Source organism: Chlorogloeopsis sp. ULAP02, from assembly GCF_038404745.2.
Classification (GTDB): Bacteria; Cyanobacteriota; Cyanobacteriia; order Cyanobacteriales; family Nostocaceae; genus Chlorogloeopsis.
The window spans coordinates 241,313-254,682 of the sequence record NZ_JAYKTT020000001.1 but is presented as its reverse complement, the minus strand read 5'-3'; the positions used below and the strand labels follow the sequence as shown (position 1 = coordinate 254,682).

The window sequence follows — 13,370 nt, the reverse complement described above, 5'->3', positions numbered from 1 at the left end:
GTAGAGTAAGTGGCTTCAGACGCGGTAGCACTTGGTGGAAACAGATGTGGGACAATTATTGGAGTGCATATAGTCGCTATGAATAAGCACAAGCTTAAGAGACAATAGCGGTTGGTAGTAATAAATTTTGATCTATTTTGTTGAAAATGACTCACAACGTTTGTCCTCTAGATACCTAATAATTCATGTTCACGGTATTTTTTACGTTCTCGTTCAAAACTTAATCGCACCTATTTTTCGTGCTTAAGATTGTAATCACAGAAATCAAAGCACTGAAATTTTTATTGAATGAGCTATAGAGCCAAAAGTTAATAGGTTGCTTATTTGTAGTGTTTGCACTCATCAAATCATTAACCTAATTTTTTGTTATCCTTTATTGTGACTTCAGTTATCAAACAATGATTTCTGAAGATTTTTATTTTTTGCACACTTAATTGAAGTTTTGATAATAGAATTTAAGCTCACTTGCAAGCGTAATGCAGTTTTGATTAGTTACGCCTATCTCTAAAAACCTATTTTATAACGTGCATAAAATAATGTACAAAAAATTAGTTAACCGACAAATAAATTTTTTAATGCACTAAATGAGCATACATATGTCAACTATAAGTTAAGCCAATGCTGACAGTATTGCCAACAGAATATGACTAGAAAATAACACTTTTGATTCATGAACTGGACATACATATGCCACTACAAGTTAAGTCAGGCTGATAGTGATGTCAACAGTAAATCACACTGTATTTTTTAATTAGCTTAAATGCAACAAAGAGATATTGCGATCGCATCAACAAAGTCTAGTGACTGATGGGAATGGGCAATTATACAAATTAAATTATCTCAGATGATCGCTAAAAAGTACTTATGATAAGTTCTGTAGAGATATAAACATCTATGCGATCGCACTGCTATTAAAGGTTATTTATTAACAGATAACCGATAAGTCCCTTCATCCTTTGAAAAATATTAAATTTCATTAAGCACATTTAATTGAGGCGTACTTTTGATTTTTCCTCTCTTCAATATTTCATGCTTCCTGTATTATTACTTACGTAATATACTAATCACATTAATTTTAATCTAAGATTTTTCAATGAGAATACCCAAAAATATTAGTAGTATAATCACAAAAGTATTACATCTAATCTTATAAATAACAAAATCTGCTTGCCATTCTCTTCAAAGTACTCAAACCCTTTATAATCATAAAAAAGAGATTGAGTAAATGTCTGCAATAGTCTGTCTAAATATCTAGTTTAATAAATAAAGGAAAATTAAAAGTTAGAAATTAGAATATTTAAAATTTTATCTTATAACTTCTAACTATTCTCCTGTAAAATTTATTCTTCACCCCCCACACCAAGAATAATGTTAAAACCATTCGCACCACTGATATTTGTGTCAATCATAACAGCTCCATCTACTTGAGCATTATATAAGTGAGCATTACTTAAATCAGCATGACTGAGATTAGCGTTATCAAATGTAGTATCGCTGGCAAAAGTTTGTGATAAATTAGCAGATTCCAGATTGGCACCAGTTAAATCCGCACCTTCTAGGTTTGCACCTTCCAAATTTGCACCCTTTAAATTAGCATTTCGCAAGTCTGCACCAATTAAGTGAGCACCCCTGAGATTCGCACCTTTTAAATTACATCCGTAACATGCTCTAGTTTCTAGCAAGCGCCGAACATTATTAACGGAATTTTCTGCTTTTACAGGAGTAGAGGCAAAGAGAGATATTGTACTTAATAAAGCCGTTGTAATCAAAATTCTAATTTTCATAGTTTTTCCTCTCATATCTATAAGCTCTTGAATCAAGCGATTATAATTAGATTTAGCTTTTACTCATTAACTTATGGATTTTAAAGTTTGTAATTAAACCCAATCAGCTAAACGTAAGTTTTGTGATTTAAATTCTTTAATATTATTGTCCAACTTTTAGAAAACAGACATCTAACAATTGAAGGAATTAAATAGTAAGAATTAGAAGCTGAGATTAAGTTATTGATTCTTACTTTAGTTAGATGATGTAAATAATATTTATCAGTTCCTCAATAAAACTCTTAGCTCAAAGATAATATTTAGATTAAAACGTTAAAATTAATATCTGTCTGAAGTAATTATTAAAAATCTTTCTTTAGAGTCGTTTTTGATAAATAATCAGAGCACGCGAACAACGAGATCCCTGACTTTATTGAGAAGTTAGGGATCTGAGCTTCTTCATTTTCACGACTCAAACAGGATTGCTATATGTGAAAATAACGGTGGGTTAAGACTGCTACTTTTTTTTAGTCAAGTTAATGCTCTTCGCAGACGTTGTTCAAATGCAACCAAATCTACGCCTAAATTTTGCAAAATCTTAATTGCTGCTCCCCCTGCTGTACCTTTAGCTCCTTCTTTAAGAATTCCCAACAGCAGATGTTCTGTGGCAACATAATTGACGCCTAGTTGTTGTGACTCTTCTACTGCTAGCTCTAACACCCGTTTGGCTCTGGGTGTGAAGGGCATATCCACAGGCGTTAATCCTCTTCCTCTGCCAACAATTTTTTCTTCCTCTATCTTGACTGTTTCCAAGTTCAACCCTGTAGAAGAGAGAAACTGTGATGCAAATCCACTCCCTTCACCAAGTAGTCCTACCAAAAGTTGTTCAGTGCCAACATACCCATGTCCCAAGCGCCGGGATTCGTCTTGGGCAATATCGATGACAGTAACAGCTTTTTGGGTAAATCTTTCAAATCCCTTCAGGTGGAACCTGTCTGAGACAAATCCAAATATTCTTTCAAAAATAGACTCAAAAAATCTTTCAAACATAAACCCTTCCTGCGTCGATATATTGTTGACTGCTGTGGGGGCGCGATCGCTTCGAGATTTCCCAGTGTAAAGAAAGGACAGCAAGTCCTCCATCGTCTTAGTATTGGCTGAATACCACAGAAATTGCTTATCTTTTCGACTATTAACTAACCTCTCAATTCGCAACTTCTCCAAATGATGCGATAAAGTTGAATTCGGAATTTTTAGCTTTTCCTGAATCTCGCCTACAGTCATCCCATCTGGATAAGCTGCAAACAGCAACCGCATAATTTCTAGTCTTGGCTCCGATCCTAATGCAGCAAAAATGTCTGCATAACGAGCTGTCTCTGTATTTTCCATATTTCTAGAATAATAGAAATAATAGAAATGTCAACACTCACATTTCTGGGTGTCCAACTTAGGAGAGGAAAGGGAGAAGATTCCCTGTTGTCTTTATTTGTTTCAAGTTACCTTGCCGCTACCAATTAAATACAGCAGTGCCATACGTACTGCAACACCGCTAGTAACTTGTGTTTGAATGAGACTAAATTCGGGATCATCCATTAAATCTGAGCTAATTTCGACACCACGGTTGACAGGGCCTGGATGCAAAACTTTAACGTTAGGCTTACAAAGTTGTAGTTTTGAACGTGTAATTCCAAATATTTGATGGTATTCTCGCAAAGAAGGCAGTAAATTTGCGCTCATGCGTTCTTTTTGTAGACGCAGAGTCATAACAAAGTCAGCATCTTGTAAAGCAGGCTCCAATTGCCAATGGAGAAATAGCTTACCCGGTCTATCTTTGCCGTAATCTGCAAATAATTTGGGTAGTAATGTAGGTGGTGCTGCTAAATGTAATTCGGCACCAGTTGCAGTGAAACTCCAAATATTTGACCTGGCTACTCGCGAATGTAGAATATCACCGACAATAGCAATTTTTTTATCTTTGAGAAGCTCAAGGTGAGGATGATCTGGATCGAGAAGAGTACAAATAGTAAATAAGTCTAACAGCGCTTGGGAAGGATGCTCGTGTTGACCATCGCCAGCATTGAGGACGCTGACTTTTACACCAAGACGATCCATTTCTTGAGCGATCACATGAGGTACTCCTGCCTCCTTATGGCGAACCACCATGATATCAGTTCCCATAGCTAAATAGGTCTTGGCTGTATCGAGGATCGTTTCTCCTTTAGTCATTGAAGAAGTGGCGCTGGCAAAGTTGAGCGTATCTGCTGACAGGCGTTTGGCAGCAAGTTCAAAGCTGCTGCGAGTACGAGTTGATGGCTCAAAAAATAAGTTCGCCACTACCTGTCCCTGTAAAGTTGGCACCTTTTTAGTCCGCCGTGATAGTACCTCCTGAAAACTACCGGCAGTTTGCAACACAGTATCATATTCCGCTGGGGTGAAATCAGCTAAAGAAAGAATATGGTGACGAGTCCAATTAGTACTAGGCATAAATAGCTATTCATCTTTGTGTAGAGGGGCGAACTTATCTCTACAGTTTTTTGACCAGGTTGAAAAATTTTATTACTACTACATTCTCCTTCAATTTAGGAGAATAAGACGGTTGAAATCACAAATTGTCTGATATTTGTATTTATAATTGCTTGGTCTGATCAAACAACCCTTATTGATCCCGATCAATATTGAGAATTTTGAATCACACCCTGTCAAATGTAATAAATCGTGCTTAGAGTGTCCTGGTGCCTTTCTAGTGATGAATGGAGCGCACACAAATTTATACCTAATACCTGTTCAAACAGCGAACTGATTGGACTGATTTTACCTCACTGAAATTTAGAACAGCGATCGCTCAGAGAAATTAATTGACGATTTCATTGGTCAAAGCTTCTCCATTCGCATTCAGCGAAACAGTTATTCTCATTAATTTTTTCTTGGTATGGGATACTAATAAACGCAATAGTTTAATTAATCTGTCATACCGCTGTGCGCCAAGTAACTTCAGTAAGTTGATAGTAAGGTTTAACCGCACAGACGACCAACAATAAGCTAGTCGAGGATAGTAACTAACTGCCTTCTTATATAAACGACTTGCCTCATAATAGTCCCTTTGTACACTTCTGACTCGCTGTTGAGCATGGTAGAAATAGAGTCGGCCATAGCTGTGATTTTTCAAGTATTGTAATTCTGGCGAGACATAGGAAAAAATTTTTTCGATCGCGACACCACAATCTAGCATTGCAGCCTGCCAGTTTGAAGTCATACTTCTAGAATGCTTGCGGTAGTAGGTAAGTGGTTCTTTAATTACCTTAAAGGGGTAGTGTAAACCAATCCGAACCCACATATCCCAGTCTGCGGCGATCGTGAAACTTGGATCGAATACTCCTACTTCTTCAAAACACACACGACGAACCATTGCCGAACTACCGCAGCCAATAATATCTTGCTCTAGCAGTTTTTTACGCACATCGCCTTCCACGTTAAACTTGACGATACTGTGTCTGTGGATCAATCCTCCCATATCCTGAGAGTGCTCATCAATCAAAGTCACCCAGTTATAAACCAGACCTACCTCTGGATTTTCATCCAAAATTTTTACTTGTTTTTCCAATTTGGTAGGATCCCACAAATCATCAGCATCTAGAAAGGTGATGTACTCGCCTTGTGCATGAGCAATGCCCCTATTCAACCCTCCAGGAATACCTCGATTTTCTTGAGAAATCAGTTTTATTCGTGGTTCGCTTAATTGGGTTACCCACTCTACAATATTATCTGTACTTCCATTGTTAACTAATACTAACTCAAAATCCGTAAAACTTTGCCACAGCAAAGTTTCCATTGTTTGTGGCAGATAGGCCATTGCATTATAGGCTGTCATTACCACAGAAACTTTAGGCATAGGATACACTTCTCCTGATTACTTGTGCGCTAGATGAATGGGAACATGAAAAGTCGTCACCTGTAGTAAGTTGCGCTTAAGCATCTTTTACCAGGTGGTTTGTCTACAGCTAGCACTTCTGAATTGGCTTCTAGACTTGTATACCTAAAGTAAAACTAAGACTAAAGTCAGTAATCTTGTCATTTACAAATCTGCGTAAACAGGTTTGGGTATATAATTAGCAACCAATTCTTCTGGACTAGGGTAGGTCTTGTCACTGTATTGTGTACACTCTGCTGGTCGCTTGGGGGATGCGGCTGTGTATACGAAGAACAAAGCTGAACGTTCTTCTGAGCGCAGCGTGCCGTGATGGAGAACATTGGCTGCATCTACAAATATGACTGTGCCTGCTGCCCCTAAACACTTTCGCCAGGCTGATTTTGGAATTATTGATGTCAATTCCTCATCTCCAATTCCAAATACGCTGGATCTTTTTGCAGTACGGTTGATTTTCCATCTCTGCCTAGACCAACGAGAAGTTAAAGACTTAGAAATGTACTCAAATGGACCTTTTTTCTCGTCTACATCATTTAAGTAGACAATAATCTTTACTACACGACGATCTTCTATATCCCAATGCCATCTTTGGATGCCACACAGTTCAATGCTAGGAAAGTCCCTACGCAGATGAACACCTTGAAATTTTGTCGGCAACCCGATATAGTTTTCTGCAATTTGAAGCAGTCTCTTTTCGACAGCCCATTGAGAGAATTCTACCAGATTTGTGACTGTGCAGATCTGTGGTTCAGCTTTTTCTGAAGATTCACTCATGGACGCTGACATCATTTCTAGATACTTCTTGGAAGCTTTTAGCATACTGGGTGTGGAGGACAAACCCAATTGTTGCAATGATGTAATGTGCGCACCTTCTTTTTTCAGTTCATTGATAATGAGGCGATCGCTTGAACAAACCGGAGGCAATGTTCTACTGTGTACAAGTAGAGAAAATCTGTAAATACACTCAGAAAGCAGGTTTTGTATTTTAGTACGAATTTCGTAAAACATAAAGTAAAACAATAAAAATTAATCGATTAAGGTATATCCAAATAAACATATAACAGTAAATCCTGTCATAATTGGCTATTTCGTGAAAAGTACTTTAATTAATCTTTAATATCAATGAGCTAATTTAACTAATTTTGAATCTATCAGAGTCCATATTTGAGAAACTTGGATTTTGTTAATCAAGCGGGTGAAAGGTCTTTTCAAACAAACTGCCACTTTGGCTTAAGCTTTTTCTTAATAAATATTTTATAAAGATAAGGTAAAGTCTGTCCTTTAATTATAAGAATAAGCACTCAATGTAGTTTCTCTGACACTGCACTGAAAACTTGTGATCGTTAATCATTCAGAAACTAAACCAAGTAAACAAATTAATACACTTGACAAATGAGATAGTTTTTGATCCCTGTTCCAATAACTGTGAAGCTGAGAACTCAGTTCTCAATGCCCAATTATTTAGCTATGTAAGTATCTTTTATTACCATTTTAATAACCAATTAATTTCAGTCTTTATAAGCTTTGCTCTATAGATAGAGTATTTATGCTTAAGTATTTTGCCTTGTTAAGGGTATGAAATAAATTTGATAACTACCAGGAAGTAAAAACTAGGGATAAAGTATATCCATATGGATAGCCTGGTGGATAGTTTTACCTATCCAAAGGATGATGTCTGCACTGACGTGATCGTGACCATCAGATAGTATTTTCTGTTGTTGTTGAAGCTTAATAATTTCATGAAGACTTGCTGAATCAACGTCTTAAACTACCAAAGCGTAAGTTTGGAAGTATAGTATATAGAGGCAATAGCACAACAGCACTTAGGCTCTAGAACTCCGCCAGTTCCCGAAATTAGAAGGATTTTGAATGACTAAGTATATAGAGGTCTCTGCATACCCTGGCAAATCAACAGCGAACCAAGGGCGTTGGCAAAACTACTTACTTCTAGGCATAGCAACAAATCTAGCCCTTTGGGTACTAGCTTTACTGTATATCAAGCTTACTCCTCCAACTTACAGTAGTTCTTCGACTATTAACCTCCCTGGAGGAGGCTCTAATGCCAGTGTTAACCTACCAGGTATTGGTCAAGCTTCCTATGAAAACTCGTCTCCGTACACATTTAGTGCGACTCAAGATCCCAGAGAAAACTATAAATTCATTGCTCTGAGTGAGCCTGTGCTAAAGTCTGCGGCTGCTCAACTCAATATGTCCGCACAAGAGTTTGGAGAACCACGTGTCAAAGTAGTAGATAACACTACTGTTATGACTATTGAGTTTAGAGGTGCAAGTCCTCAGGAAGCTCAACAGAAATCCGTAGCTTTTTACAAAGCCTTTGAAGATAGGCTAAATGAATTTAGACAACAAGAAGTTTTGAAAAAAGAGGTAGGTTTTCAAAGAGCTCTAAATTCAGCACAGCAGAAACTGCAAGTATCACAGCAGCGTCTTTCTAACTATAAAGCACGCTCAGGTTTAAATTCTGAGGCCCAAATTAGCGATTTAACAAGCAACATAGAGCAGCTCAGGAGACAACGAGCTGAAATAGTAGCTCAACAGCAACAAACCACTGCTCGCTTTAGACAATTATCGGCTAATTTGAAAGTTTCTTCTGAACAAGCGTCAGATGCTTTTAGTCTTCAGACAGATCAGATATTTCAGCAGAATCTAAAAAATTATAGTGATGCTAGTGCTGCTTTAGTTGTTCTAGAGTCCAAATTTCTGCCTGATCATCCTACAGTTGTTGCAGAGCGAGCCAAACGAGATGCAGCTGAGCAAGCGTTACTGGCTAGAGGTCAAACTCTTGTAGGACGTCCTGTTAACTTGGAAAATTTAATCAAGCAATTAAATGTAAGTAGTAACAGTTCCAATGGTACGCCTCGCGAAGCTCTCTATCAAGAGTTGGTTACAGTTCAGTCAGAGCAAAAAGGACTCATAGCACAAGCTCAGACAATAGATCAGCAGATTGCTGAACTTGAGAATAGGCTTAAAAATCTGGCACAGCAACAAACTACTTTGGATGCTCTAAAACGAGATCTGCAAGTAGCCGAAGCCGTTTTTTCTTCAACTTTAACCAGACTCGATATTGGTAAGTCGAATGCTTTTGGTTCTTATCCACTTATTCAAATACTGCAAGAACCAAGCTTACCTGATAGCCCTAGTCAGCCAAAGAAATCATATACTTTTCTGGGTGCGGCTATGGGTTCCCTCTTTGTAACCACAGGTATAGTATTGCTCTGGTTACGCGATCGCAAACGCAGAACCTTCCATGATGAGTTATATTACACCCGTGTTGAAAAATGACATGATTGTGACTGCAACCAATAAATGATTAGCTTGATTTGAGCAAGGCTTAGAAAACATTATTGTTTTTAGCAAGACTGAAAACTTCTAAATCCTGATTCGGATGAAACCTCAAAACTTAGAAGAAAAAGTAGTTTGGTACTCCCTTGTAGGAATTTACGTTTTTTATTTCCTGGGAGGACAGTATGTTTTCATGCCTTTAATTGCCTGGTTCCTCGTATTCTATCTTGGCAAAAAGCTTTGGAGTCAAACGGAAAATACACCACCTGACGAGAAAGTAACAATTCCTTTTACAGTATGGGTGTGGATCGTTTCTATGCTCGTTATGGAAGTGGCCTTAATTATTGGTCATATAGATTTTAATTTAGGATTAGCAAAAATAATTACGTCATCTATTAATTGGGCAAGATCGTGGGCTTTAATGGCTTTATATCCTTTGATAGGATGCCTTAATATCCGACCAAAATTGATTTATCGGGCTGTCTGTATCATCTGCCTACAAAGTCTGATACTCATTCCCATTTGCTATTTGGCATACATGTTGCGTCTGCCGGATCTTTTGTATGATTCTCCTTTACGCTTGATCGGAGGTAATGGCGAACTCTTCTACCAAGTAAGGCTTTACGGTTTTGAGCAAGAAACCAATCAAGTTCGTTTATCATTATTTGCGCCTTGGGCTCCTGGCTTGGGGATGGTAGCCAATATTTATTTTTTACTTGCTTGTCAAGAATCTCATAAGAAATGGCGGTTGATTGGCATGGTTGCCTCAATTGCTATGATTTTAGGCTCTTTTTCACGATTATCTTTACTTTCTATAGTTATCGTTCCATTAGTTACTTGGTTACTTGTGAACCTTGCCAAACCTGGCGTACAATTTACAGCAGGGATATTAAGTTTATGTGCAGGTATATTTGCTCCTTTAATAATAAGTGTTCTTGATACTTTTAGAGAGCAATTTTCTAAAGCTAGAGCCAGTTCTTCAAGAGTGAGGGAAACATTGGCTCGTATAGCCCTTGATCGCTGGAGTGAGGCACCTGTTTGGGGTCATGGAATTATAGAGCCGAGAGGGCCGAGAGTTGTAGCATTCATGCCTATAGGGACTCACCATACCTGGTTCGGTATTCTTTTTGAAAAAGGTCTAGTAGGTTTGATTGCTCTAGCATTTCCATTATTATGGAGCTTTTTTGATTTACTCAGCAAAACCTATAAAAATGATGTTGCTAAAACAGGATTAAGTATATTATTAGTTATATTTATATTTACGTTTGGTGAAAAGATAGAAGGTTTATCATATATTTATTGGCCTGGTTTAGTTTTAATAGGTATTGCGTTGAAAGAAAGAGTTTGATTTATTATTATTTTAACTAAATTGCATATTATTAAGTGGTAAATTTAACACATTTAAGAAATAAAGAAATAAGTTAATAATTACAATAGGCTTTTAACTTTTCTCAAAAAAATAAGTACATGACTTGTATACTGAAATCATAAAAATACTTCTATGAGTACTTTATCGCGCTCTAAGTTTCTGCGATTGGGACTTCTATCCCTCTGTTGTGGACTTACAGCTCCCAAGTGCACGCTTGTAAAAGCAACGAATCATCCTAAATCTATAGTTCAACCTAACCGCCTAAGGACGCTATCTAAAGGTTTCAATCTTGGACGCCGACGGGTGATTGAATTTGCACAGAAACAAGATAATCTATATGCAACTTTATTGCAATACAAACGTTTAGGTTTGACTTACACTAGGCTACCGATTGTTTTGTCTAATTTTTTTAATGATAAAAATCCTAATGTATTAAAGCAAGACTATCTTGCGGCTTTGGATACGATTGTTCAAATGCACATGAGAATAGGACTAGGAATTACTATATGTCCTTTTGACGCTCCAGAAGAATTGTATTCAAATCCTGCTGCTGTTACAAAGTATTTAGCCTTCTTCAAAGCTTTTGCTACTCACTTTAATCACACCAATCCAGAAAAAGTATTTCTGGAAGTCTTAAACGAACCTTCAGCAGAAACACCTCATGTTTGGAATCAAATTCAACCTCGGCTGATTTCAACAATCCGTTCATACGCACCAAACCACACAATTATTGCAAGTTCTAACTTAAGAGTGACTAAAAGTCATTGGAATAACCTTCGAGCTCTTCTAAAAACTGAAATTGTAAAAGATAGAAATGTAGTATATAACTTTCACTTTTATGATCCGTTTGTTTTTACACATCAAGGAGCTACCTGGGGATGGGAAGCTTTAAAATATATGAAGGGAGTGCCTTACCCTTCTAATCCACAAGCAGTTGCACCTTTATTAAATAAGATTCGAGATCCTCAAGCTAGATGGGGAGTAGAAAATTATGGTAAAGAGCAATGGAATAAATTTAAGTTAGTCAATGAATTGTCATTAGTGGCAAAATGGGCAAAATCTAATGGTGTTCCTGTTATATGTAATGAATTTGGAGTAATACAGTCGGCAAATGTTCCCAGAGATTCGATGCTTCGCTATTTAAAAGACGTTAGACAGATATTAGAATCTTATAATATTGGTTGGAATCAATGGTTTCGCTTAAATTTGCGCGATCAAGAAATTATGCATGCTCTTGGTCTTAAACCTTTAATTCGTTCCTAAAATTCGGATAAATCTACTAGTAATTGTTTTTCAGTCAAGTCTCACAAAACCTTTGTCATAGGCAGGGTAATTAGGAAAAGCCATATTAATTAATTTGAACTATTTTGATTAAATTTAAAATGTCTTTAACGCATCTTTGTAGTTTCAAAAAATATTTTAGTTAAATCAAGCAATTTTAATGATAGACTGTACAAGGTGTGTTTATCTTTAAAAAAAACGTAATCTTATCAAGTTAAATATATTGATTATTTTGATTTTATATGTCGAACTTAATAATTATTTCCAATTCAAAATATTTCATTATTAAAGGCTTAATGAACTAAATGTATTTTACAATTTTTTTCGTTCATTAAAATTATTCATATTTGAGTAACTGGAGTAATTGTTAGATTTATCTTTTATCAGGTAATCGAATGCTAATCAATAAGTTAAGGCAAAAATTAAGTAATCAATTTATTCGCAACGTTGGTTGGTTGGGTGGAGCAGAGCTAGCCAACCGTATTTTTCGCTTGGGGACAACTTTTACTTTAGCTCGTACATTTAGCCCCCATGATTATGGATTAGTAGCCATCATCATGACTTCCAATGAATTTGCAAAAGTTTTTGCTCTTCGTTCTGGAATTGGGCCTAAGATAATTCAAGCTAATCAAAAAGATTTACCAGCAATTTGTGATACATCATATTGGCTGAATTGGATTTTGTGCGGTTCTCTTTTTGTTATTCAATGTATTGCTGCCTTTCCAGTTGCTTGGTTTTATAATGATCAACAAATTATTTTGCCTATTTGTTTTAGCGCTTTATTTTACTTGATGTTACCAGTTTTTCTGGTTCAAAGCGCACTAATTGAACGAGAGAATCGACTCAAGATAGCAGCATTATGCAATGTCATTCAGTCGTTAATTGGTAACATTTTGACAATTGCTCTAGCTGTAATGGGATTAGGAATGTGGGCTGTAGTTATACCAATTGTTTTAAGCACTCCAGTATGGATAGTAGTTATGCTTAAAAATAATTCTTGGCGGCCTCCAAAGTATTTTAAGCTTGATAAGTGGCGTGAAATTATTGATTTCGGTAAAGATATACTTGGTGTTGAATTACTAGGTAGACTCAGATCTAATATAGACTACTTAATCATTGGTCGTTTTCTAGGACTTGATGCACTAGGAATTTATTATTTTGCTTTCAATGCTGGATTAGGAATTAGTCAAAATGTGGTAAACGCATGCACTGCTGCTTTGTTCCCTCATCTTTGCGAAGTTCGTGGAAACTTTGAGCAGCTCAAACAGAGATATTTTAGTAGTCTTAAATCCACTGCTAGTGTTGTAGTTCCATTAATTCTTTTGCAGTCAAGTTTAGCTCCCTTTTATGTACCAATTGTTTTCGGTCAAAAATGGGTATCGGCTGTGCCGATTTTGATACTCATTTGTCTTTCTGCTCTGGCACTTCCCCTTTACAATACTGCCAGTCAGTTACTAAATGCTGTGGGTAAAACACAAGTAAATCTTTACTACAGCTTTATTTATACGGAATTATTTACTATAGCTTTGTTAATAGCGGTTAAATTTGGAATAATATGGGTAGCTGCATCTGTACTAATTTGTCAGTTATTAGTTAATTCTATTTTTAGTGTCTGGGCTATTAGAAATATCTTCAGAAAAAATTCTAGCCTTTCATTAACAAGAGTAAAGTCATAGGTAATTGTGATCAAGAAATTTACTATATAATTCTATATCTAGAAAATAATTTTCTG

The 13,370-nt window shown here is 36.5% G+C and carries 9 protein-coding genes; 4 read left to right on the top strand and 5 right to left on the bottom strand.

The genetic code is table 11. The features are described 5' to 3' along the window. Positions 1-1,340: 1,340 nt before the first annotated feature. The 5 genes from U2718_RS01040 to U2718_RS01020 form a co-directional block, all read right to left on the bottom strand. Positions 1,341-1,784 (bottom strand): pentapeptide repeat-containing protein, encoded by a 444-nt coding sequence (locus U2718_RS01040; protein ID WP_341999423.1) that lies wholly within the window; start codon positions 1,782-1,784, stop codon positions 1,341-1,343. A gap of 510 nt (positions 1,785-2,294) precedes the next feature. After that, on the bottom strand, positions 2,295-3,152 hold the full coding sequence (locus U2718_RS01035; RefSeq protein ID WP_411813205.1) for a metalloregulator ArsR/SmtB family transcription factor: 858 nt from the start codon (positions 3,150-3,152) through the stop codon (positions 2,295-2,297). A gap of 102 nt (positions 3,153-3,254) precedes the next feature. Then, positions 3,255-4,247, bottom strand: a complete 993-nt coding sequence (locus tag U2718_RS01030) for an aspartate carbamoyltransferase catalytic subunit (RefSeq protein ID WP_341999421.1) — start codon at positions 4,245-4,247, stop codon at positions 3,255-3,257. Between the two features lie 367 nt (positions 4,248-4,614). Continuing rightward, positions 4,615-5,652 (bottom strand): glycosyltransferase family 2 protein, encoded by a 1,038-nt coding sequence (locus tag U2718_RS01025; RefSeq protein ID WP_341999419.1) that lies wholly within the window; start codon positions 5,650-5,652, stop codon positions 4,615-4,617. A gap of 183 nt (positions 5,653-5,835) precedes the next feature. Further along, positions 5,836-6,696 (bottom strand): phytanoyl-CoA dioxygenase, encoded by an 861-nt coding sequence (locus U2718_RS01020; protein WP_341999417.1) that lies wholly within the window; start codon positions 6,694-6,696, stop codon positions 5,836-5,838. A gap of 861 nt (positions 6,697-7,557) precedes the next feature. Here U2718_RS01020 and U2718_RS01015 point away from each other — a divergent pair. The 4 genes from U2718_RS01015 (at position 7,558) to U2718_RS01000 (ending at position 13,314) form a co-directional block, all read left to right on the top strand. Continuing rightward, positions 7,558-8,988, top strand: coding sequence for a hypothetical protein (locus tag U2718_RS01015; protein ID WP_341999415.1), 1,431 nt, complete (start codon positions 7,558-7,560; stop codon positions 8,986-8,988). A 103-nt stretch (positions 8,989-9,091) separates the two neighbouring features. Further along, a complete protein-coding gene (locus U2718_RS01010; RefSeq protein ID WP_341999413.1) occupies positions 9,092-10,336 on the top strand; it encodes an O-antigen ligase family protein in 1,245 nt (414 codons plus the stop codon). A 324-nt stretch (positions 10,337-10,660) separates the two neighbouring features. Beyond that, positions 10,661-11,620, top strand: coding sequence for a glycoside hydrolase family 5 protein (locus U2718_RS01005; protein WP_341999411.1), 960 nt, complete (start codon positions 10,661-10,663; stop codon positions 11,618-11,620). Between the two features lie 413 nt (positions 11,621-12,033). Beyond that, positions 12,034-13,314, top strand: a complete 1,281-nt coding sequence (locus U2718_RS01000) for a lipopolysaccharide biosynthesis protein (RefSeq protein WP_341999409.1) — start codon at positions 12,034-12,036, stop codon at positions 13,312-13,314. Positions 13,315-13,370 lie beyond the last annotated feature (56 nt).

Excerpts from the sequence above, each read along its gene's own strand:
- U2718_RS01040 (WP_341999423.1), bottom strand. The coding sequence starts at position 1,784 with ATGAAAATTAGAATTTTGATTACAACGGCTTTATTAAGTACAATATCT.
- U2718_RS01035 (WP_411813205.1), bottom strand. The coding sequence starts at position 3,152 with ATGGAAAATACAGAGACAGCTCGTTATGCAGACATTTTTGCTGCATTA.
- U2718_RS01030 (WP_341999421.1), bottom strand. The coding sequence starts at position 4,247 with ATGCCTAGTACTAATTGGACTCGTCACCATATTCTTTCTTTAGCTGAT.
- U2718_RS01025 (WP_341999419.1), bottom strand. The coding sequence starts at position 5,652 with ATGCCTAAAGTTTCTGTGGTAATGACAGCCTATAATGCAATGGCCTAT.
- U2718_RS01020 (WP_341999417.1), bottom strand. The coding sequence starts at position 6,696 with ATGTTTTACGAAATTCGTACTAAAATACAAAACCTGCTTTCTGAGTGT.
- U2718_RS01015 (WP_341999415.1), top strand. The coding sequence starts at position 7,558 with ATGACTAAGTATATAGAGGTCTCTGCATACCCTGGCAAATCAACAGCG.
- U2718_RS01010 (WP_341999413.1), top strand. The coding sequence starts at position 9,092 with ATGAAACCTCAAAACTTAGAAGAAAAAGTAGTTTGGTACTCCCTTGTA.
- U2718_RS01000 (WP_341999409.1), top strand. The coding sequence starts at position 12,034 with ATGCTAATCAATAAGTTAAGGCAAAAATTAAGTAATCAATTTATTCGC.